The 21,844-nt window shown below is 64.6% G+C and carries 15 protein-coding genes; 11 read left to right on the plus strand and 4 right to left on the minus strand.

Going from position 1 to position 21,844, the window contains the following annotated elements:
- Positions 1-10: 10 nt before the first annotated feature.
- The 3 genes from AB3K92_RS14275 (at position 11) to ppk2 (ending at position 3,759) form a co-directional block, all read left to right on the plus strand.
- A complete protein-coding gene (locus tag AB3K92_RS14275) occupies positions 11-1,306 on the plus strand; it encodes an HlyD family secretion protein (RefSeq protein WP_027791389.1) in 1,296 nt (431 codons plus the stop codon).
- A gap of 4 nt (positions 1,307-1,310) precedes the next feature.
- A complete protein-coding gene (locus AB3K92_RS14280) occupies positions 1,311-2,720 on the plus strand; it encodes an OmpW family protein (protein ID WP_369465304.1) in 1,410 nt (469 codons plus the stop codon).
- 88 nt (positions 2,721-2,808) lie between these two features.
- Positions 2,809-3,759, plus strand: a complete 951-nt coding sequence (gene ppk2, locus AB3K92_RS14285) for a polyphosphate kinase 2 (RefSeq protein WP_021159485.1) — start codon at positions 2,809-2,811, stop codon at positions 3,757-3,759.
- A 66-nt stretch (positions 3,760-3,825) separates the two neighbouring features.
- On the opposite strand, the gene AB3K92_RS14290 is transcribed toward ppk2, so the two are convergent.
- The 3 genes from AB3K92_RS14290 to AB3K92_RS14300 form a co-directional block, all read right to left on the minus strand.
- Positions 3,826-4,413: a YigZ family protein gene (locus AB3K92_RS14290; RefSeq protein ID WP_369465305.1), complete on the minus strand. Its 588-nt coding sequence runs from the start codon at positions 4,411-4,413 to the stop codon at positions 3,826-3,828.
- A 248-nt stretch (positions 4,414-4,661) separates the two neighbouring features.
- The gene (locus tag AB3K92_RS14295) at positions 4,662-5,312 is read right to left on the minus strand and encodes a DUF2625 domain-containing protein (RefSeq protein WP_059591338.1); all 651 of its coding nucleotides are present in this window, start codon (positions 5,310-5,312) and stop codon (positions 4,662-4,664) included.
- Between the two features lie 75 nt (positions 5,313-5,387).
- Entirely contained in the window at positions 5,388-6,245 is an 858-nt protein-coding gene (locus tag AB3K92_RS14300) for a LysR family transcriptional regulator (protein ID WP_060125521.1), read from the minus strand.
- 125 nt (positions 6,246-6,370) lie between these two features.
- Here AB3K92_RS14300 and AB3K92_RS14305 point away from each other — a divergent pair, with 125 nt between their 5' ends.
- Positions 6,371-6,949, plus strand: coding sequence for a DUF4865 family protein (locus tag AB3K92_RS14305; RefSeq protein ID WP_060231880.1), 579 nt, complete (start codon positions 6,371-6,373; stop codon positions 6,947-6,949).
- A complete protein-coding gene (locus AB3K92_RS14310; protein ID WP_175850441.1) occupies positions 6,946-7,119 on the plus strand; it encodes a hypothetical protein in 174 nt (57 codons plus the stop codon). The genes AB3K92_RS14305 and AB3K92_RS14310 overlap by 4 nt, the downstream gene beginning before the upstream one ends.
- A 76-nt stretch (positions 7,120-7,195) precedes the next feature.
- On the opposite strand, the gene AB3K92_RS14315 is transcribed toward AB3K92_RS14310, so the two are convergent.
- Positions 7,196-9,397: a glycoside hydrolase family 3 C-terminal domain-containing protein gene (locus tag AB3K92_RS14315; RefSeq protein ID WP_059552353.1), complete on the minus strand. Its 2,202-nt coding sequence runs from the start codon at positions 9,395-9,397 to the stop codon at positions 7,196-7,198.
- Positions 9,398-9,988: 591 nt separating this feature from the next.
- Between AB3K92_RS14315 and AB3K92_RS14320 the strand changes: the two genes are divergently transcribed.
- The 6 genes from AB3K92_RS14320 to AB3K92_RS14345 all read left to right on the plus strand — a co-directional run bounded on the left by AB3K92_RS14320 (position 9,989) and on the right by AB3K92_RS14345 (position 21,823).
- Positions 9,989-12,418 carry a right-handed parallel beta-helix repeat-containing protein gene (locus AB3K92_RS14320; protein WP_369465306.1) on the plus strand — a complete coding sequence of 810 codons (2,430 nt, stop codon included), beginning with the start codon at positions 9,989-9,991 and terminating at the stop codon, positions 12,416-12,418.
- Positions 12,419-12,535: 117 nt separating this feature from the next.
- On the plus strand, positions 12,536-15,007 hold the full coding sequence (locus tag AB3K92_RS14325) for a hypothetical protein (RefSeq protein WP_369465307.1): 2,472 nt from the start codon (positions 12,536-12,538) through the stop codon (positions 15,005-15,007).
- Between the two features lie 519 nt (positions 15,008-15,526).
- Positions 15,527-16,711 carry a polysaccharide biosynthesis/export family protein gene (locus AB3K92_RS14330; RefSeq protein WP_059623191.1) on the plus strand — a complete coding sequence of 395 codons (1,185 nt, stop codon included), beginning with the start codon at positions 15,527-15,529 and terminating at the stop codon, positions 16,709-16,711.
- Between the two features lie 389 nt (positions 16,712-17,100).
- A complete protein-coding gene (locus AB3K92_RS14335) occupies positions 17,101-18,912 on the plus strand; it encodes an alpha/beta hydrolase (RefSeq protein WP_042975040.1) in 1,812 nt (603 codons plus the stop codon).
- Between the two features lie 425 nt (positions 18,913-19,337).
- A complete protein-coding gene (locus AB3K92_RS14340) occupies positions 19,338-20,531 on the plus strand; it encodes a glycosyltransferase family 4 protein (RefSeq protein WP_059591324.1) in 1,194 nt (397 codons plus the stop codon).
- Positions 20,532-20,569: 38 nt separating this feature from the next.
- Positions 20,570-21,823 (plus strand): oligosaccharide flippase family protein, encoded by a 1,254-nt coding sequence (locus AB3K92_RS14345; protein ID WP_111997593.1) that lies wholly within the window; start codon positions 20,570-20,572, stop codon positions 21,821-21,823.
- Positions 21,824-21,844: the final 21 nt, after the last annotated feature.

Consider the following 21,844-nt stretch of genomic DNA (forward strand, 5'->3'; position numbering starts at 1 on the left):
AGCCCGCCCCATGCCGACCTGGAACTCCGCCCTTCGAGAACAGAAGCCGTCGCGCAAGCTCGCGCGCGGCACGACTTTCGGCACCGTGATCCACGGCGTCGTCGACGTGCCGGTGTCGATGCGCTTCTTCTGCTACCTGTCGCTCGCGATGTTCGCGATGTTCGTGACCGCGCTCGTCGAACTGAGCTACGCGAATACCGAGAGCGTGTCGGGGATGCTGACGCCGCGTTCGGGGCTGATCGGTGTCAGTGCGCCGCCGGGCTGGGCCGTGCGCGACGTCTACGTCGGCAAGGACCAGCACGTGAAGGCCGGACAGCGGCTGCTGGCGGTGACGCGCGACACGAGCTTCGTGAGCCAGGCGAACAACGTGCAGGGGATGCGTGCGGCGCTCGACCGGCAGCGCGTCGAGGTCACGCAGCAGATCGACGCGGCACGCCTCGAATACCGGTCGTCGGTACAGCAGATCAACCAGCAGATCGCCGCGCAGGGCGAGAGCCGCGGGCTGATCGACCGGCAGATCCAGGACCAGAAGCGCATCGTCGACGAGTACGGCGAACGGCGCGCACGCGTGAAGCAGCTGCTCGACGAACAGGTCGTGACGCTCGAGCAGTACAACCAGGTGAACACGCAGTACCTGCAGGCCGGGCAGGCGTACCAGGACCTGCTGCTGCGCCGCGCCGAGCTCGCGAAGAACGCGATGAAGCTGCGCGGCGACCTCGACACGATGCAGAGCAAGTACGACGGGGCGAACGCGGAGCTGAAGATCAAGCAGGAGGAGCTGAACGCGAAGGAATACAACATCGACGAGAACGTGAACCAGGTGCTGTACGCGCCGGCCGACGGGCAGATCGTGCGGCTCGACGTCGTGCAGGGCGGCGTGATCGACCCGCCGGGTACGCGCGTCGTCGAGATCCTGCCCGCGAAGGCGGACGGGCTGATCGCCGAGGTCTACATTCCGTCGTCGAAGGCCGGCTTCGTGAAGAAGGGGCAGGAGGTGAAGGTTGCGTACGCAAGCTATCCGGTCGAGAAGTTCGGCACCTATCGCGGCAAGGTGCTGTCGATCTCGCCCGTCGCGTTTTCCGCGAAGGAGCTGAACCTGCCGGGCGATGCCGCCACGCCGCAGACCTACTTCAAGACCTGGGTCGAGCTGGCCGACCGCACGCCGGCGTTCGAAGGGCGGCCACTGTCGCTGCGGGCCGGGATGATGCTGAAGGCCGACATCGTGCTGGAGCGGCGCAGCCTGCTCGAATGGCTGTTCGAGCCGTTGTACCGGATCCGTCAACGCCTGTTCGGCGTGCCGGCCTGAGCCGATGGCGAGCCGGGACACGTACCGCCGCCGTGCGCGGCCGGGCGCCGTGCGTCCGCTGTCGCGCTGGCTCGGCGCGACGCTGTTCGCGTGCGCGGCCGCCGCGCATGGCGCGCCGCAGCCGGACGCGGACGCCGAACCACGCTGGCAGGCCGGCGCCGACGGGATCGGCTTCTGGCCGGGCGGCGACGCGGACGGGTTCGACGCGAGCGCATGGGCGACCGATGCGGGGCCGGCACGCGACGGGCGCGGCAGTCACGGAGAAGGGGCCGATGGGCCGCAACCCGACGCCGTCCCGTTGACGGCGCGCAAGATCACGCTCGGCCAGCGAACCGGCGGGGCGGGGCGCGCATGCGCGGCAGCACCCGACGACGGCGCGGACGGCATCGGCTTCGACGACGGTGGCGCCAGTGGCTCCGGTGGCGGCTGCGATCCGGCCGCGCCGCGCGACGCGGCGGCGGGCGACATGCCGGCGCCCGGCGTCGTCCACGCCGACCGGATGCCGTACGAACTGCATCCGGTCGATCCGTCGCGGCTGCCCGATCTGCCGGCCGCCCAGGCGCCGCCGTTGCTGACGCAACTGATGGGCGACGACCGCAACATGGTCGGCCTCGGCTGGCACTTCGTCGGCACGACCGGCCGGTCGACGCCGGTCACGACGCACACGGACGCACTCGGGCTGAACAGCTTCCAGAACCAGGGGTCGCAGCTGTCGCTCGGCAACACGAACACGCTGGCGTTCACGCTGACGCATTTTTTCTCGGAGAACTGGGCGGCCGAACTCGGCGCGGGCATTCCGCCGGTGCTGACGCTGCGCGGGCACGGCAGCATCGCGCTGCCGCTCGACCGGATCTTTTCAGGCGTCCAGGGGCGCTTTCCGCTGATCGATCTCGCGAACACGCAAAGCAACCCGCTCGCGACCACGCGCGCGTGGCTCGGGTCCGTCGTATTCAAGTATTACCTCGGCGAGCGCGACGACCGTTTCCGCCCGTTCGCGGGCATCGGCGTCAGCTATACGCGCTTCACGAACACGAACCTGAATCCCGTGTTCCAGCGCAAGCTCGCGTCGCTCGGCGGGCTGCTCGCGGCGGGCGCGGACATCGGCAGCCTGCAGTCGCTGCTGCTCGACCCGGCGCTGTTCCAGCGGATCTGGGATGCCGGCGGCGACCTGCTGCTGTCGGGCAAGACCAACGTGTCGGCGAAGGTGAAGAGCGTGTGGGAGCCGGTGTTCACCGTCGGCGCGAGCTACCAGATCACGCGCCGGTTCTGGATCACCGGCATGGTGACCTATATCCCGTTACGTACGAAGATTACGCTGGATATCGACCAGCCGAACCGGCAGCTCGCGTCGAACACGTTCGACATTGCCGCGAACCCCGTGCTGGCGAGCGTGCTGCTCGCGTTCCGCTTCTGACCGGTGCGCCGGCCCATTTTCATGAATTTGACGCGCGACGCTGGGATAATGTCGGCGTTTGGCTGCGTCAACGATGGAAGGAGGCCCCATGGGCGACAACGATAACCGCACCGAGACCGACAACCGCGCCGATCTCGAATCGATGGAAGCGCGCCAGCGCCGCTTCGAGGAAGACCTGGTCGACGCTTACGACGAAGAACTCGAGATGGAGCTCGACGATCGCCGCTTCGACGACAGCGACGACCTGCTGTTTTCGCAGGAGCGGCGCGAAGCGCGCAAGCAGTATTTCCGCGAGCTGTTCCGCCTGCAGGGCGAACTCGTGAAGCTGCAGGACTGGGTCGTGAGCACGGGGCACCGGCTCGTCGTCATTTTCGAGGGGCGCGACGCGGCCGGCAAGGGCGGCGCGATCAAGCGCATCACGCAGCGACTGAACCCGCGCGTATGCCGCGTGGCGGCGCTGCCGGCGCCGAACAACCGCGAACGCACGCAGTGGTATTTCCAGCGCTATGTCGCGCATCTGCCGGCCGGCGGCGAAATCGTGCTGTTCGACCGCAGCTGGTACAACCGCGCGGGTGTCGAGCGTGTGATGAACTTCTGTACCGACGACGAATACGAGGAGTTTTTCCGTTCGGTGCCCGAGTTCGAGAAGATGCTCGTGCGCAGCGGGATCCAGATCGTCAAGTACTGGTTCTCGATCACCGACCACGAGCAGGAAGTGCGGTTCCAGAGCCGGATCGAGGATCCGCTCAAGCAATGGAAGCTGAGCCCGATGGATCTCGAGAGCCGCCGCCGCTGGGAAGCCTACACGGCCGCAAAGGAAGAGATGCTGCTTCGCACGCACATTCCGGAAGCGCCGTGGTGGGTCGTGCAGGCGGTCGACAAGAAGCGCGCGCGGCTGAACTGCATTCACCATCTGCTGCAGCAGGTGCCGTATCACGAGGTGCCGCACGCGCCGATCGACCTCCCGCCGCGCGAGCATCACGAGGACTACATCCGCCGGCCGGTGCCGGACGACATGATCGTCCCGGACACTTACTGACCGACCGACTGACCGGCGCCGGGATTCGTCCGGCCACGCGGGGAGCGCGGACGCGTTGCCCGCGCGTCACGTCGCCGGAAATCCCGAGCGCCCTTGCGTCAGGTCGAACAGTTCGGTTCTTGCCGCGGCTTCGGCGTTTTCCGGCAGCTTGATCGAGAGCTTCACCGTCATCCCGTACGCGCTGTCCACGAGCGTGTATCCGGCCTGTTCGATCCAGCGGCGCACGCGTGCCTCGTCCGGGTAGCCGATCTCGATCGCGAGCCGCGTGTAGCGGACACGTTCGACGCGCTCGGCGTCGAGCAGCGCCGATGCGATCGCATCCGTATAGGCCCGCACCAGTCCGCCCGCGCCGAGCTTCACGCCGCCGTAGTAGCGCACGACCACGCCGAGCACGCCGTCGAGATCGTGATGGCGCAGCACTTCGAGGATCGGCCGGCCCGCGGTGCCCGACGGCTCGCCGTCATCCGACATGCCCGACTGCCCACCCGCCAGCAACGCCCAGCATACGTGGGTGGCCGCAGGATGCTCGTCGCGCAGGCGCTGCAGCGCGTGCATCGCGGCGTCGCGATCGTCGACGGGGATCGCGAACCCGATGAAGCGGCTCTTGCGGATCTCGAGTTCGCGGATGCAGGTGGTGGCGAGCGAGTAACTCATGCGTCGCGAGATGAAAGGTGTAGGGAAATCAAGATGATGACGGCCGGGCGATGCGTTGGATATCGACCCGCGCAGGCCTCGGGCGGCGGCACGAGCGGGCGGGATGAAACAGGAATTTTACCGTGGCGCGCATCGACGCCTTTCGAAGCCGTCAAAACGCGATGCCGATGTGAATGCTCAGGTGCGGCCAAGCGCACCGGCTTGGCCACGCGACTCGACGTCCCGGATTCGAAGGCAGGTCCACCGGATCACGGTTGTCTTGACGTCTTGGCGCCGGCGCCGATCTGGAGCGCATACAGCTCGGCAACGTCGACCGCCCGACGGCTGCTGCGTTCGACCGATCCTTCTTTCGTCCACAGGAATGGATAGAAGCTGAAGCATTGATCCGTCGTCAGGCGCTGGACATCGGCCTGCCAGCCAGGCCAGCGCATGCTCGCGTAGAAGTCGCTCAACGTGTCGCCGAGCGACCATCGCACGAAGTCGCCGTACCCGATCCCGAGGGGCTCCCATTCCAGCGTGTCGGGTGCAAAGTAGTACACGGAGCCCGTGTCCTCCCCGAGTGCGCCGCCATTCAAGGCGAAGAATCCGCCGACGGCATCATCCGCGACCAACAGAAAGCCGGAGGAGCGTCCCTGATTCCAGCCGACGATGTCCCGGGGCAACGCGGGATGGCCCGAGCCGAGCAGACGAAGGTAGCCGCCGTCCACGAGCAGGCCGCCGGTCGAATAGGCGATGGCCCCCAGGAGCGATCGCGTGGTGACCTGAAGGGTCGACAGGATTTCGCCATTCCGGCCCGATGGCGGCAATATCTCGCAACGATCACGCGCTGCCGCCGACCACTCGATCAATGACGGCAGGGCGGATTCACGCTCGTTGACCAGTTCGTCCAGCGGACGCATGTGTCTTCTCTCCGGGTGGTTCGGTTTGGCATGGGCCGAGCCGGGACGATACGGCCTGCACCGGCTCGTGCGGCATCAACGCGCCCCGACCGACGAGCGCAGTGCCGCGCCGAGCGTGCGCAGTGCCTGCCGGGCGCGCGCATCGGTCAGGCTCGAGTGGAGCACCACGTCGCGCGTCGGCAATGGCGGCAGCCCGTATCGCGCACCGACGTCGACCGTGCCGGCGGGCGCCACGCGATGCCCGAGCGCCGCGACGGCCAGCCCCGCGGACACCGCCGCGCCGATCGTCGCGACGCCGCCGCCGACGAACACCTCCGTCCAGGCGACACCGGCCTGGTCGAGCGCGCCGATCGCCATGCGGCGCACGCTGCAGGGCTCGGCTTGCGTGGCCAGCCGCAGCGGTTGCGGCGGATGGTACTCGAAATCCGTCGCGGCCATCCAGCCGAACGACTCCGACAGGATGGTTTCGCCGTCGAGCCGCCGGCTGTCGTGCTGCAGCGCGACGGCCGCGTCGAGCTGGCCGCGGTCGAATGCATCGAGCACGTCGCGCGACGCGGCGACGCGGATCTCCAGCACGAGCGTCGGCTCCGCCTCGCTCATGCGCCGCAGCAGCATCGGGAGATCGGCGCCGACGACATGGTGGCTGACGCCGATCACCAGCCGCCGCCGGCCGGTGCCGAACGCGCCGATCGCACCGTGGTGGGCGGCCACCAGTTCGCGCGCCGGTTCCAGGAATGCGGTGCCATCGGCCGACAGGCGAACCTGCCGCGGCGTGCGTTCCAGCAGGCGGCGGCCGAGGCCGCTTTCGAGCCGCTTGATCTTCAGGCTCACCGCGGACTGCGTCGTGTCCATCGCCTCGGCGGCCCGCGTGAAGCTCTTGAGGTCGGCGGTCAGCACGAACGCCTGCACGGCTTCGATGTCGAGCGTTTTCATCGCACACTCATTCATTAAGAAATCGAATCATTGAAATATTCTGCCATCGTATTTTCAAATGATTCAAGGTCTTCTACGCTGTTCTCGAGCCATTCGGAATCTCCGTTTCCCTTCAGGAGTCGATCATGCTGACCGCGTACTACGTGCACCGCCTGCCGGCGGACTACGACCTCGACATCATCCGCCATCGCGTGCGCGAGCGCGGCAAGTTCTGGGACGACACGCCGGACCTGGTGTTCAAGGGGTTCCTGCTGCGCGAGGCGGGCCGCTACGGTGCGACGGAAAACGGCTATGCGTCGTTCTATCTGTGGCGTAACGAGCAGGCGTTCGCCGGGTTCGTCACGGGCGGCCGCTACCGGGTCGTGACGGACAGCTTCGGCCGCGCGCCGATCGACGTGCAGGTCGCGCTCGATGCGCGCAAGGGCAGTGCGTCGACGGGGCGCTTCGTTCGTCTGGAAGCCGTCGATATTCCGGCGGATGCCGACCTCGAGGCGACGCTGGCGCGGGAGGTGGCGCGCAATCGCGAAGTGGCGGCGCGGCAGGGTGTGGTGGCGGCCGCGGTCAGCCTGGACTCGCTACGCTGGCGGCTCACGCGTGCCGTCGTCACCGAACACGAGCCGGACGACGGCGGCGCAGGCACGGTGTATCAGGTGCTGCATCTGGCGAAGCCGTTGCTCGATACGCTGGAAGGGAGCGGAGCATGACGACGGGTGTCGCGTCGCGATCGCGAGCCGGGCCGCCGGGTGGGGCGAGCGGCCCGGCATCCGTGCGATTGCCGGCCGGCCTCGTGGTCGCCGCGCATCTGGCCGGGATCGCGGCGGGGATCGCCGCGATTGCCGCGCTCGCGACGCTGCTGGCGCTACTGTTCCGGTGAGGATCGCCGGTGCGGACGGCGGAAGACGGAGGAGCCGGGCGCGACACGCGCGGCTCCTCCGCTGGGTTGGCGCCGCTCAGTGCCCCTGCAACCGGATATCCCGCGACGACGCACCGACGTACACGGTGCCGCCCGGCACGAACCGCCAGCCGTTACGCGACGTATCCCACACGCTCTGCATGCGCGGCGACACGGTCACGCGTACACGCCGCGCCTCGCCCGGATTCAGCCGGATCTTCTCCCAGCCGACCAGCCGCTTCGGCGGTTCGTCCTTGTACGGCACGCCGAGATAGACCTGCGGGATCTCCGCACCGGCGACGCGCCCGTCGTTGCGTACCGTGAACGCGACGCTCAGCGACCCGTCCCACTGCTTCGACACCGACAGCCCCGAATACGCGAAGTGTGTGTACGACAGCCCGTAGCCGAACTCGAACATCGGCTTGATGTTGCGCGCGTCATACCAGCGATAGCCCATGTTCAGCTTTTCCGCGTAGACCGGGTCGTTGTCGAACGTGCCGTTTTGCCCCCAGGCCGGCGAATCCTGATCGCGCGCGGGGAAGGTGACGGGCAGTTTGCCGGACGGATTGACCGCGCCGAACAGCACGTTCGCGATCGCCTTGCCGCCGGCTTCGCCCGGATACCACGCCTCGACGATCGCCGATACGTTGTCCTTCCACGGCATCAGCACCGGATTGCCGCTCTGGACGACGACGATCGTATGCGGATTCGCGCGCGCGACGGCTTCGACGAGCGCGTCCTGGTTCGACGGGTTCGCGAGGCTCAGGCTCTGCAGGTCACCGAAATCCTCGCCGGCCGGCTGGGCCACCACGACGATCGCGACGTCCGAGCGGCCCGCGAGTGCCGCGGCCTGGTCGATTTCCTGCTGCGTATACGCACGGAACGGCGACTGCTGGTCGCTGTTGCCCGCATACGTGACCTGCGCGGCCGGCGCAAGCGCGCGGATGGCCGCGACGATCGGCACGTCGACCTTCAGCCACGGATTGCGCCACCAGCTGCACCCGGTCGACGCGCCGAACGTCAGGCCGCCGCAACCCGCGAACGAACCCGACACCGGGTCGCGCGTGTTGCCCGAGCCGCCGCCGGACAGCACGGCCGCGTCCGCATGGCCGCCGATCACGGCAATGCGCGACAGCGCCGAAGCCGCCAGCGGCAACTGATTGCCGTCGTTCTTCAGGAGCACGATCGACTGCTCGGAAGCTGCCTGAGCGAACCGGTTCGCGGCCGCGAAATCGATCGTGCCGCCGCCGGTGGCCGGATCGTCCATCACGCCGACGCGGATCATCACGGCGAGCTTGCGCCGCACCATGTCGTCGAGCCGTGCGGTCGACACCGAGCCGTTCGCGATCGCCTGCTTGACGGCCGTCGGCGTCAGGTACACGCTCGGCCCGACGTCCTCTTCCTCGTCGAGCCCGGCGTTGATCGCGGCGGCCGTGCTGTGCGTGGCGCCCCAGTCGGACTGCACCTGGCCCTGGAAGCCCCATTCGTTCTTCAGCACGTCGTTCAGCAGGTGAGTGTTTTCGCACGCGTATGTGCCGTTCAGCCGGTTGTAGCTGCACATCACGCTGCCGGGGCGACCGCGCTTCGCGGCGATCTCGAACGGCAGCAGGTAAAGCTCGCGCAGCGTGCGTTCGTCGATCTGCGTGTTGCCGCCCATCCGGCCGTGCTCCTGCTCGTTGCCCGCGTAGTGCTTGATCGTGGCGATGACCTTTTGCCGCTGCGTGGCGAGCGTGCGTTCGGCGAGCAGGTCGCCCGCGAGCAACGGATCTTCGCCGAGATACTCGAACAGCCGGCCACCGCGCGGCTCGCGCGCGAGATTGGTGCCGCCGCCGAGGCCCATGCCGAATCCTTGCGCGCGCAACTGGATCGCGACCTGCTTGCCGTAGTCGTACGACAGCCGGCGATCCCAGCTCGCGGCGACGGCGATCGTCGCGGGGAACGTCGTGCTGGCCTGCGACGTGCTGCCGGAGCCGGTCGCCGAGTCGACCATGTTGAGATCGGGAATGCCGAGCCGCGGCACGCCCTGGATATAGCCGGCGCCGCCGCCCGGCACCTTGGACATTTCGTATTGCGAATGGATGAACTGGAGTTTCTCGTCGAGTGTCATCTTGCGGACGAGCAGGTCGGCGCGTCGTTGCGCGGCGGCCGACGCGAACGCATCGGTCGCATCGCCTTGCGCGTTGAAGTCGGCATCGCCTGCGTAGGCGGTGGTGCAGAGGGTCGCTGCCAGCACGACGGCCGGCCAGAGTGTGTCCCGCATGTTGCTCTCCTGATCGTATTGCCGATTGTTCGGATGATGTCTGGAGCTGCGCTCGTCCGGTGGATTCGCACCGGACGCATTCGGCTGGCGATGCAGGGTGGTTGCGCGTCGGCATGCCAGGCCGGGCGGGGAATCGTTACGGCCGGTTGGGCTCGACCGGTCAACGCGGGCGGCGACGCGCAGGCCGCCCGGCACTGCCGAATCGGATGTAGCGATTCTCTGCAGCGACTAATGGTATGAATGTAGTTTGACTACAGCATCGGTGTTTCTACCGATACGTACGATCTTTATCGGGCAGGGCCGCGCGGCGGGGTGGAAAAGCGGTCATCGTTCCCGACGGCGTGTGTGTGATCGGGTAAGAAGTACCCGGGGCAAGCGCGTGTGCGAGTCATGCTGCGGCGCGTGTGCGCCGGTTCGTTGCGTATGCATCGAACCGGGATTCGGTCATGTCACGCACTGTTCGTCGGGTATGCCGCTTCTATTCTGGAGTAGGGGCGCACGAACGATCGTGCACGGGTGTTCCCTTCGGATTCCCCCGTTTTCTTGACGTTTTTTCATCGAGATTGAATTGCGACGATACGGAGCGCGTGAATGACAGCAGAATTTCCGGCTACATATGTTGTGGGTAATGCAACGGGCCTGACCGCCCGACCGCTTCTGCAGGAACTGGTCGATCTCCCGATGAGCGTGAGGCGGTTCGGGGTGATGGGAGACGGCGTGACCGACGATACGGCGGCACTCCAGGTTGCGCTCGACGCCGGGATCCCGCTGTACTTTCCGCCGGGAACTTACCTGTACAGCAATACGCTGACTGCAACGGCGTCGATCATGGGAGCCGGGTGGGATTCGATCCTGCAGTGCACGACACCGCAAGGCGAAAATTCGGTGATTTACTGGCGCAACGCCAGTCGTTTCAAAATCCGGGATCTGCAATTCTTTTCGAAGAATTCGACCGCGTACTATCCGGACGAGAACGCAGGTTCACTCAACCTGCTGGATTGCAGCCAGTTCGAGATTTCGGGATGCAAGTTCAACAACTCGGCCGGCGGTGGCGCGATCATGCGCAGTTGCGTCAACGGCAAGGTGTTCGGCAATACCCTGCTCGACGTCTGGCATGACGGCATCCATGTCACGAAGGCCAGTTCGGACATCACCATCACGAACAATGAAGTGATCAACGGCGGTGACGACGCGTTTGCGGTGGTGGGCTATTTCAACGAGGGTGTCCGGCCCTGCCGCGTCACGATCGCAAACAACCGGGTTGTTGGAACCAAATACGCGCGGGGCATAGCGATTGTCGGGGCGCAAGACGTCACGGTGACCGATAACCAGATCTATAACCCGATGGCAGCCGGTATTTATGTCGCGTCGGAGTTGACGAGCGTCTACCAGTCTTACGGCAACGACAATGTGACGGTCGCCAACAACGTTCTGGATACGTGCGGCGTGCAATCCAATATCGGTGCAATCGTCAATTCGCCAAACGGGCCGCTCGGTTATGGGGCATTGGTCGTGACCGCGACGGCCGGATTCAATAACTCGAACATCACGATCGTCAACAACACGATCAAGAACGCTGCGGGAACGCCGATCGGACTGTGGCAGCCGGCCGGAAGCAACATCCACGTCAACATTTCGCAGAATACGATCACAAATGCGTGGGACCCGAACAACAAGAACGGTTTTCCGTTGACGACGATCGGTGCGACGTCCGCATCGACGACGCTGAACTTTGCCAATACCCCCGGCGTCGCTGTCGGCATGATGGCCTGGTATTTCGACGGGTCGACAAGCGTACCGATCGGCACGGTCGTATCGGCAGGCGTATCGACTGTGACGCTGAACCGCAGTGCGACCGTGCCGAGTGGAGGGAGCGTGATCTTTTCCGGTGTCGGCCTGTTCGGTGCGACGATTCGGACCACCGCGGCGGCCCTGAACGGTGCGACATCGTTGACGTTCGCCACGACGACAGGTGTCGCCTGCAACGACAACTACGGTTTCGGGTCGCCCGGAAACGAAACGACAGGTGTGTCGATCGGGCAGGGTGTCAGCGGGGCCAACATCGCGGTCGGAACCTTCGTGACCGGCGTGACGGCGAATTCCGTCACGCTGAGCAAGGCGACGACCGGCACCGTGGCGAGCGGTGCTTCCATCGTCTTTACCCCGATGGTCTGCATGACGACTCAGACGATCAAGACCTCGGCCGCGGCGGCGGCTGGAACCAACACGCTGACGTTTACGCCGTACCCGTCGGCACGCGGCTGTGCCGTGGGGCAAGGTGTATCCGGAACGAATATCCCGGTCGGCACTTACGTGACGTCGGTTTCCGGTAACGGAAATGGCCCGACCGTGACACTGTCCAGCAATTTCACGGGTAGCGGAATCGCCAGTGGCGCGTCAATCACGTTCACCGGAACCGGCGGACTCAGCGCCGTTTCCGGAATCACGCTGTACAACACGCGAGGGTGCATCGTCTCGAAGAACCAATTGTCCGGCATCTCGAAGGACGGAATCTACGTGGATGGATCGTGCGCGTCGTTCACGGAGATCAGCGGCAATACTGGCGAGAATATCGGCTGCTGCAACGGCTTTGCCCGCCTCATCACGGTCGGGGCGCTCGCGGCCGGGGCGTCGCTCAAGTTGCGGGGAAACTATATGGCCCAGCCGGTCAATTATCCCCGTGCAATCGACGCGCTGATCTCGTCGAACTCGTGGGCCTACACGTCGTGGAGCGAAGACAACATCGCGCAAAACGGTTTTGTCGGTTTCGGCGTGCAGTTGATACCGGTTCCGCAGGTGGTGGGTGCGTCACCGTGGACGTTCGCGAACAGTTACCCGAGCGCGGTCAGCCTGTCGGTCACCGGCGGCACCGTGTCGTCGATCGGCGTGTCCCGAAACGGGCAAGCGTCCTATGCGTGCGGATTGACGAACGGGTTGATCGATCTCAAGCCTGGCGATGCGATGACGGTCACCTTTAGCGTGGCGCCGAGCGTCACGATGATTCCGAGACTGGGGCAGTAACGCGCGTCTTCGCGTCGAAATCCGGGCGGGGACGGCAAGCCGGGATCATGCCGATCCGACGGATCGGTGGGACGGCTTCAGGACGCGCCTGAGACAGCTTTGAGAGGTTCGAAACAAATGCGCCGCTCGGTGGGCCGCATTCAACGTTTTCGTCAACCTTCATCAAGCGTATTCATCAACCGCATGTCGAGGATCGATATGGCATTCCAGCTTCAGGATCGTGTTCAGGAAACGACGACGACCACCGGTACGGGGGCGCTCTCTCTGGCGGGTGCAATGACCGGATTCCGTTCGTTTTCGTCTGTTTGTGCAAATGCCGATACCTTCTATTACGGGTTGCAGGCCGTGACCGGTGCCGGTGCACCGAGTGGCAACTGGGAGATCGGAATCGGCACATACAACGCGAGCGGAAACACGCTGTCGCGTACCACCGTGCTGGCCTCGAGCAACGGCGGGATCGCCGTGAATCTTGCAGCAGGTACCACGCAGGTATGGATTGCTCAGCCGGCGGCACTGCCTGCCAATTTGCCGGTCAGCGCCAAATACTTTGGCGCGAAGGGAAATACGAGGATCGTCAACGATGGTGTGACGACGTCAGGGTCGACGGCGATTTCGTCGGCATCGGCCGCGTTCACGGTGTCGGACGTCGGCAAGCGTATCGATATTGCGACGACCAATGCAAGTGGCGTCGCGACGCTTGTGGTCTCCACGACGATTGCGGCATTCGTCAGCGCAACACAAGTGACGCTCGCGAAAGCAGCCGGTGCTTCCGCCACGGCGGCGAATGTGGTCTACGGCAGCGACGACGGCCCGGCCCTGACGGCTTGGTTGAACTACCTGATGACCATCTGGCCCGTCAAAGGCGATCTTCCTGCCGGGGTCTACTATTCGGGTACCGCGCTGCCCGCGATCACGAAGCCGATCGCCTTGTTCGGGCATTCGGCGCGTACCTCGATCATCCAGTTTGGCGCCGGGGTCACCGGTCAATGCCTGACAGTACTGAACGCGGGTTTCAATAACGAAGCAACGGACCTCCCGCAAACAGGCAACGTATCCTGGACATCCACCACGGCCGTCCTGGCCGGTTGCGTGCTGCGTGACTTTACCCTTCAGGGCAATCGCGCGTGCACGTCGCTTCAACATGGATTGGTATTGCAAGGCAACGTGGACTGGCTCGACGTCGCGCACGTGAACTGCCTGTATTTCCGGGGCGGCGGTGTGCTGTGGATGGATACCGGAAGCGGATCGACGCAAGCGCGCGCCAACGTACGCGAAGTCAATCTGGATACGATGAAGATCAGGCATTGCGGCGACGTGTCGACGAACACGCCCAGCCTTGGCATCTATCTTGACGACAGTCCGGCCGCCGCCGGATCCGATTCGTCGAACCTGTTCAACCTGAACAATATCGACATCATCTTCAGTTATGGCACGGCGTTCGCCGTGCAGGACCGGCGCACGTCGAATACCGGCTTTCCACTGTACGGCATCCAGGCGCGCAACATCGTGCTGCATGATCGCATGACGACGATGGGCCTGAGCGGAGGGCGCATGTTCAGCGTCATCGGACAGGTCACCAACTGCCTGTTCGACATCAACTTCCCGTTGAGTGCGCGCAACGACTATGCGGCCGAGATTCTGCCAAACCCGAATTTCAATGTTTATCCGACCGACAACGAATTCACCTTTGCATTCCCGAAGACGGTCAAGGGCGTGATTGTCGGGAACGTCGGCTATAACGCGATCAGGTTCAGGAATTACTTCGGATGTGCTGAAGCGGTCTATATCGCCACCGAGAGCCCATACAATCTGAGAATCGATTGCGAGACTGACAGCGTGTTCCAGCAGATCACCACGGCCCTGGTGCTGACCGGTACGGGTGCCGTGCCGATTCCGGGCTGGTCGTTCGGCACGACGCCGAACCTGTCGATCTTCATGCCGGTGAATGCCGTCAACGGGACCGGCGACACGACACTGGCGACGATCTTCGGGATCACCGGCACCATTACGCGTTCCGGAAGCGTGACGGCAGGAACGGACAGTTATACGTTTACGCCGTCTTCATCCAATACCTCGTATATCCCGGCCGGCGAATACTTCTCGAAGATCTGCGTCGACGCTTCGCAAGGCAACGGTGTCGCCGGTCGCTACAAATATATTCCTGAAGACCGCTACGGGCGCGCAGTCAATAGCGCATGGGCAAGCGGACGCCTTCTGCAAATGTGGCCCTGGCAGTTTCACATCGAGAATGCAACCGGGCTCGTTCGGTACAGCTATGGTGCGCCGACGGCCGACAGCGCCGGCAATGCGATGGCGGTCTGGGCCAATGGCTTCGTCGGCACCAGTTCGACGCCGAGTGTGACCGGAATCAGCAAGCTGACGGCGAACTATGCGCTGCCGACGACGCTGACGAACCTTGTCGGCGGGATTGACGGTCAGTCGATCAAGATCGTTGCGACCAACGGGAACTGCACGATTGCGAACAACGCGAACATCCAGACGGCAACCGGGACCAACGTCGTCATGGCGACCGGTCAGGTTCTGACCTTGACTTTCGACGCAACCCTGAACAAATGGTGTAGCGGCTGACAAGACCGTCATGGAGACTTCGTGACTCGGCCTTCCACGGCAACGCGCACCGATCGGTGCGCTTTTTTTTGCAACGACGGATCCGGCGACCGCGCTTGCGGTAGCCGGGCGACGGTTTCCGGTGGTGGGGTCAGCGTAGCGGGGCGTGAGCGTCTGGGGCGATCGGATGCTTGTATGAAGATTGGCTTTCGGTGAGGTTGCTCACATACACGCGGTGCCGGACAGTGTTCAATCAGGTATCAGCGCGTGAGCACCCCGGCCGGAGCACGACCGGCCAGGCGGTGTCGGCGCGTGGTGCGCGGGGTCGTATCGGGCGACGATTGACGCTGCGATGCAGGTGGCATGGGGTGCGCCGGCCGACCGGCTGCAGACGAGCGCGACAGGGTACCGCTCATGACGACCTGTACGGATCGACGTGCGATGCAAGGGCCGCGCGGCTATGCAACGCGAGTCGTGCCGGCAAGCGTAATGCGGCAATCCGTCATGTCGGCGGGTTCCAGCACAGTTTGGAAAGACGCGATGTCAACTACTACACAAACCAGATCGAGGATCGGTTCACCGCGACTGCTCGCGGCGGCGGTGACCGTGTGTGCGCTGAGCGCATGTGCATTTGCGCCCGGCATGACGTACCGCGCGCCGGCGGAACGCGACGCGAATGCACGCGTGGGCGTCGCCGCGTCGGGTGCGGGCGGCCTCGACGGCGTACAGAACGTGTCGAGCGCGGACCTGATCGAAATCACGCCGGCATTCGTCGAGCAGCAGCACGCCACGCGTTCCGCCAGCGTCGACGCCGAAGTCCGGCACCTGTTCGGCACGCCGAAGGCGTACGTCATCGGTCCCGGCGACGTGCTGAACATCGTCGTATGGGATCACCCCGAACTGAACCTGCCGACGGCCCAGGCGACGAATGGCGACAACGTCGGTACCAACTCGGTCGCGGCGGGCTACACGGTCGACGCGAGCGGTAACGTGCAATTCGCGTATGCCGGCCTCGTGCACGTCGCCGGGATGACCGAAGCGGAGGCGCGCACGGCACTGACCAGACGACTCGGCGAATATGTGCGCAAGCCGCAGATTGCACTGCGCATCCAGGCATATCGCAGCAAGCGCGTGTATCTCGACGGCGAAGTTCGTACGCCCGGGTTGCAGATCGTCAACGACATGCCGATGACGCTGCCCGAGGCGATCGATCGCGCAGGCGGATTCACGACCGCGGCCGATCGGTCGCAAGTCACGGTGACACGCAGCGGCAAGACGGTAAATGTGAGCCTGCCGGCGATGATTGCGGCCGGTGTGAATCCGTCGAACATCCTGCTGCGCGACGGCGACCTGGTGCGCGTGCGTGCGACGAGCGAAGCGAAGGTGTTCGTGCTTGGCGAGGTGTCGCGCCCGGCGACGCTGACATTGACCGACGGGCGAATGAGCCTGGGCGAAGCGCTCGGCGACACGGGCGGCGTGAGCCAATACACGTCGGACGCGCGGCAGATTTACGTGGTGCGCCGCGGGCCCGACAACCGGCCGCTGGTCTATCACCTGGACGGGAGTGCGCCGGCATCCTACGCGCTCGCCGACCAGTTCGCGCTCGAGCGTCGCGATGTCGTATTCGTCGACGCGTCATCGCTGGTGCGCTGGAGCCGTGTCGTGAACCTGCTGATTCCGTCTGCGGCGCAGGGAGCGCTGACCGCCCGCGCCGTTACACCGTGAAGCGCGTTTCGGATGCCGCTGTCGCGATGTTCCGGCCCGCTTCGAGCGCAGTGCGGCGGAACGTATTGAAAATGTAATGTGACGTACGCAATACGTCAGAAATGGATGGTCTACTACCCGTAGACATTCGAGCGGGGCCGTCTGCCCGACGCATCGAGGTCATCCGGCGTGAAAAATGGCGATATGACGGAATGCGAATGAAGGACATTCTCGGAAGCAGTCTCAACGACGAAGCGCAGGCGGATCGGGGTGGTCCGCGGCGAACGCTCGCACGTCAGGCGTGCGCGTCTCTTCGTTCAGGCGAGTAGCGATCGACCACTTGCCCCATGGCCTGCGGCAAGCACGCATTGAAATCCGGCCTGTCAGACACTTAAAACAAGGACCAAACCATGACACCCATCCAGTTCGATGGATGCGTCGGCTGGCTTCACGAGGGTAATCGATCCCATGGCATCGTGATTTGCGAACCGCTCGGCCACGAGGCGCTCTGGCTTCATAAACTGGTACGCTCACTCGCCGAGCATCTCGCGGATCGTGGCTTTCCGGTGCTGCGTTTTCACTATCCTGCAAGCGGTGATTCGCTCGGCGACGAACAGGACTCGGATCGCTTCGAGCGGATGCTCGAGGGCATCAGGCAGTCCGTTCTCACGCTGCACGAGCGCGTAGCGCCAGACAGCCTGACGCTCGTCGGCATACGCGCCGGCGCGGCGCTGGCGCTCCTCGCAGCCGAGGGTATGCCGCGGCTCACGCGTTTCGTCGCAATTGCGCCGGTCGTGCGCGGCCGCGGCTACGTACGCGAGCTTTCCCTCGTTGCACAACGTTGGCTCGATAACGTGCCGCCGACCGTACGGGATGCGGTGCGCGACGAACGGCCGTTCAATGTACTCGGTCACGCGTATCCCGACGATCTCGTCGATGCACTCCGGCGCATCGACCTGTGCCATGCTGCGGCGAACATGCGCACGTTGCCGGCACGCGCGTTGCTCGTCGATGCGCCGTATGGCGACAGTGCCGCATTGTCGGACGCGCTGCAGGCGCGCGGTGTCGCGGCGAGCGTTCATACGTGTCAGGATTGGTCGGTCGCGATGCGCGAACCGCTCTGGTCGCGGTTGCCCGATGCGCTTCCCGATACGATCGCGAACTGGATCGAGGACGGTGCGGATACGGTCGCACGCGTCCCCCGTGCGCCACGCCCGGTATCCGACGTCGTACTGGCGGGTAAGGGCAGCATCGAACACTTGATACGTGTCGGCCCGCAACAACTGGTCGGCGTGTTGAGCGAACCGGCCGGTGACAGGCTATGCATCGGTGCGCCCACACTGCTGATCGCCAATACGGCCGCCAATCCGCGCATCGCCGACGGACGGCTTGCCGTTCGGCTGGCGCGGTCGCTCGCGGCGCTGGGCATCCGCAGCCTGCGGTTCGATTCGAGCGGCATCGGCGACAGCAGTGAGCGTGCGCGTGACGACCAGACGGACATTCCGTACTCGGACCAGGCGGTTGGCGACATGGTTGCCGCTGCGCGCTGGCTGAAAGAAGCGGGACACCACAAGATCGTTGCGTTCGGGATCTGCTCCGGGGCGTACGCATCGCTTCACGCGGCCGCGCGGGCGCCCCTGGCCGGCGTGATCGCGGTCAATCTCCCGGTTTTCATCTGGCCGCGCGGGCAGACGCTCACGAATGCCGTCAATAACCAGACCAATTCGATGCGTGGCTATGCCGCATCGTTGCGCAATCTCGACAAGTGGCGCCGCCTGCTCGCCGAGGGGCGCGACCTGCGTCCCGTATTGCGCGCGCTTGTCCGCTTCGTTTCGGATGTCATGACCGTACCGGTCAGGCGCTTCATGGAGCGTGTTGGCCGGGGGGGCGGCAAGGACACGCCCCGTGGCTTGCTGCGTGACATGTCTGCGCGCGGCATCCAGACGCATCTGATCTACGGTACGTTCGACGCGGGTGTCGACGTCGTAGTCCGGAATTTCGGCTCGGCGTCCAGCGGTGCGTTCGCGCACTTGCCGAATGTATCGGTCGACACTCAGGATGCACTCGATCACTCGCTGCGCGGCACGGCTGCCGCGCAATACGTGATCGATCGATGCACTGCGTTGCTGACCGACTGGCATGCGCCGGCAGTGTCCGCCGTCAGCGCCGGCGCCGTCGCGAAACCGAAAGCGGAAACGAAGACGGAACGCGCGATCCAATAGCACGTCGGCGTGCGCCGAACCGACGCAAACGCGGTGGAGTCGGCCATTTGCGGAGGGCTGAACGTCTGGCATAGGAGCGGCGCCCGGGACGTAACACGACCCGATGCGTCGGGACGCCCGTTTGAAACCGCCCGTAAGTAATCGTGCGAACAGATCCCGGACTTCCGAAACACTATCGTGGCGGTATCCATTTCTCCTGTCGTCGCGCCTGTGAGGGGGGCGGCGCCACGAGGCCGTTCAGGAATACCGATGCAACGAAATCGCCACGAATGCCGAAACACGAGCACATGCTGCGGTCTGCAGGCCGAGCATGCAGGAGGAGGGCCTGGTACGGGCTCGCGGAAAGGGCGAACCGCGCCGCCTCCCGCGTACGCGGGCCGTGACGACGCGTCGCGTTCACGGTACGACGTCCGTTGAGGCCCGTCGTGACGCGCGTGTTGATCATCAACGACTTCGTTCGCAGGGGCGGGGCCGAAGAGGTATATCGGGTATCGGTCGACGTGCTGCGCGCCCGCGACGGCGTCGTGGTCGAAACCTTCGACGAGCACACGCTCCCCGATGTCGAAGACAGCCGGCGTTCGCGCGCGTGGTCGCCAGCCGCTGCACGTGCGCTGGTCACGCTGCTCGAGCGATTTCGTCCGCAACGGATCCTCGTGCACAACTATCACAACCTGTTGTCGAGCGCGATCCTGCCCGTGCTGGCGCGCTACAAGCGGCGGTCGGGATGTGGCTTGTACCTGACCGCGCACGACTACCATCTGTTGTTCTACAACCCGAGCCTGATGGTCTATTCCCGGGGAACGGCGCGGCCGTTGTCTCCGGACGAGCTGCGTCGCGTCCGGCGTCTTGCGCTCACGGCCAGTCCGCACGGTTTTCTTCACGACCTCGGGAAGAAGTTGCACTGGCATGCGGTCAAGGCGCTGTTCGACCCGATCAGCCTGTTCGACGAGATCCTCTGTCCGAGCCCCTTCATGCGCGACCTGATTGCGCGGTCCGGTCGAACGCCTGCCACGCTGGTGCCGAACCCGATCGACGCCACGCTGGTGCCGCGCGCGCCGAAGCCGGCGAAGGGCGATCGTCTCGATCTCGCGTTTGTCGGTCGCGTGGAACCGGACAAGGGCCTTGCGCAGTTCCTTGCACGGATGACCGAATCGGCAGGCGATGCGATTGCGTCGCTCACTGTCTACGGTGACGGATCGGAGCGCGGCAACCTGGAACAACGGTACGCGGCACTCGTCGAATCGGGGCGGTTGCGTTTCGCAGGACGTCTCGATCACGACACATTGTTCGCCGCACTGCCCATGCACGATGCGCTCGTGTTGCCGTCAATCTGGGTGGAGAACGCGCCCCTCGTCATTGTCGAAGCCGCAGTGCTCGGCCTGCCGGCGCTCGTCCACGACATCGGGAGCCTGTCGACCTTCGGCGACGAGATCGGCAACAAGATTCGCTACCGGGATACGCCTGACGGCTTCGCGCGCGCACTGGCCGAACTGCGTGCGCACCTCGACAGCGAAAAACGACGCTACGACTGGACGCGTTACTCGGTCGACTGCTATGCGTCGTCGCTGTACGCCGTACTCGGTATCGGTAGGGACAGCCCGCGCACGTGGGCACATTGACGGTCGGTGCACTGTTCATATTCAGCCCGGAAAGCACGATGACCGCCGTCCGAAAAAACTTTGCGTTGTTGTTTTCGCTGCAAATCTCGACCTATGTCATCCCTCTCGTCACGTTGCCGCTGCTGACGCGCGTGCTCGGCCCGCAACAATACGGAACGCTGTCGTTCGTGCTTGCGGTTGCAACGTACTTCATCAACCTCGCGAATTACAGTTTCGACCTGACTGCAACGCCGCGTGTTGCGCTCGCGAAGGACAGGGGGGAGCGATCACGCATCTTCTGGACGACGGTTTGCGCCCAGTGGCTGATTACCGTTGCCGGCTTCGCCGTGCTCATCGCGCTGACGATGCTGATTCCGCATTTCGCGGCGGAGCGCACGGCACTGCTCATCGGATTCGGTATGGCGATCGGTGCCGCGTTGACACCAGGCTGGTATTTCCAGGGAATCCAGCGGTTGAGCGTGTACAGCGTCACGGTAGTCGCATACCGTGCGCTCAGTGTCGCCGCCTTCTTCATGTGGGTTCGCACGCCTGACGATCTCCTGCCTGCCGTCGCGATCAACGCGGCGGTACCGTTGCTGTGCGGGATCACGTTGCTGGCCTATCTCTTCCTTCAGCGCGAGATCGAAGGGGTGCGCGTGCGGTTTGCCGATATCGTGATTGCGCTGCAAGGCGGTTTTCAGGTGTTCCTCGCGTCGACGTCGATCTCGTTCTACGCGTCGACCAATACCGTGCTGCTGAGTATCGTCTCGGGTAACGTCGCCGCCGGCTATTTCGCTGCGGGTGACAAATTGATCCGGGCAGCGGTCGGCCTGTTGCAGCCGCTGCGGGCCTCGACCTATCCACACATTACCTATCTGATGCATCACGCGCGCGACGAGGCATTCGCGTTCCTGCGCAAGCTGATCGTCGTGCAGGGTGCGCTCGTCCTGGCCATGTCGGCCGTCATCTACGCGTGCGCGCCGATCGCTGTCCGGATTCTGTACGGCAGCTCATTCGCGCCGACGATCGGCGTGCTGCATTGCCTGGCGCTCGTGCCGTTCATGGCATGCATGACGGATCTGTTCGGCGTTCAAACGATGCTGCCGCTCGGCATGAAGCGCGCCTTCAGCATCATCCTGATTTCCTCCGGCATGTTGAATGTGACGTTGCTGCCGCCGCTTGCCATGCTGTTTGCCGAGCGGGGTGCGGCTATCGCGGTGTTGATCACGGAAACGGCCGTCGCTGTCGCGCTTGCGTATGTCCTCCGTCGCGAACGGGTCGGCGTCGTCGATATATCGGTGCGTTCGGGTTGACGCGATTCGCGCCATGAATAC

The sequence above is a fragment of the Burkholderia sp. Bmkn7 genome, from assembly GCF_041103175.1.
GTDB classification, from domain to species: domain Bacteria; phylum Pseudomonadota; class Gammaproteobacteria; order Burkholderiales; family Burkholderiaceae; genus Burkholderia; species Burkholderia cepacia.

What these genes read in the sequence shown, in the direction of transcription:
- AB3K92_RS14275 (WP_027791389.1), top strand. Translation starts at nt 11, where the DNA reads ATGCCGACCTGGAACTCCGCCCTTCGAGAACAGAAGCCGTCGCGCAAG.
- AB3K92_RS14280 (WP_369465304.1), top strand. Translation starts at nt 1,311, where the DNA reads ATGGCGAGCCGGGACACGTACCGCCGCCGTGCGCGGCCGGGCGCCGTG.
- ppk2 (WP_021159485.1), top strand. Translation starts at nt 2,809, where the DNA reads ATGGGCGACAACGATAACCGCACCGAGACCGACAACCGCGCCGATCTC.
- AB3K92_RS14290 (WP_369465305.1), bottom strand. Translation starts at nt 4,413, where the DNA reads ATGAGTTACTCGCTCGCCACCACCTGCATCCGCGAACTCGAGATCCGC.
- AB3K92_RS14295 (WP_059591338.1), bottom strand. Translation starts at nt 5,312, where the DNA reads ATGCGTCCGCTGGACGAACTGGTCAACGAGCGTGAATCCGCCCTGCCG.
- AB3K92_RS14300 (WP_060125521.1), bottom strand. Translation starts at nt 6,245, where the DNA reads ATGAAAACGCTCGACATCGAAGCCGTGCAGGCGTTCGTGCTGACCGCC.
- AB3K92_RS14305 (WP_060231880.1), top strand. Translation starts at nt 6,371, where the DNA reads ATGCTGACCGCGTACTACGTGCACCGCCTGCCGGCGGACTACGACCTC.
- AB3K92_RS14310 (WP_175850441.1), top strand. Translation starts at nt 6,946, where the DNA reads ATGACGACGGGTGTCGCGTCGCGATCGCGAGCCGGGCCGCCGGGTGGG.
- AB3K92_RS14315 (WP_059552353.1), bottom strand. Translation starts at nt 9,397, where the DNA reads ATGCGGGACACACTCTGGCCGGCCGTCGTGCTGGCAGCGACCCTCTGC.
- AB3K92_RS14320 (WP_369465306.1), top strand. Translation starts at nt 9,989, where the DNA reads ATGACAGCAGAATTTCCGGCTACATATGTTGTGGGTAATGCAACGGGC.
- AB3K92_RS14325 (WP_369465307.1), top strand. Translation starts at nt 12,536, where the DNA reads ATGCGCCGCTCGGTGGGCCGCATTCAACGTTTTCGTCAACCTTCATCA.
- AB3K92_RS14330 (WP_059623191.1), top strand. Translation starts at nt 15,527, where the DNA reads ATGTCAACTACTACACAAACCAGATCGAGGATCGGTTCACCGCGACTG.
- AB3K92_RS14335 (WP_042975040.1), top strand. Translation starts at nt 17,101, where the DNA reads ATGACACCCATCCAGTTCGATGGATGCGTCGGCTGGCTTCACGAGGGT.
- AB3K92_RS14345 (WP_111997593.1), top strand. Translation starts at nt 20,570, where the DNA reads ATGACCGCCGTCCGAAAAAACTTTGCGTTGTTGTTTTCGCTGCAAATC.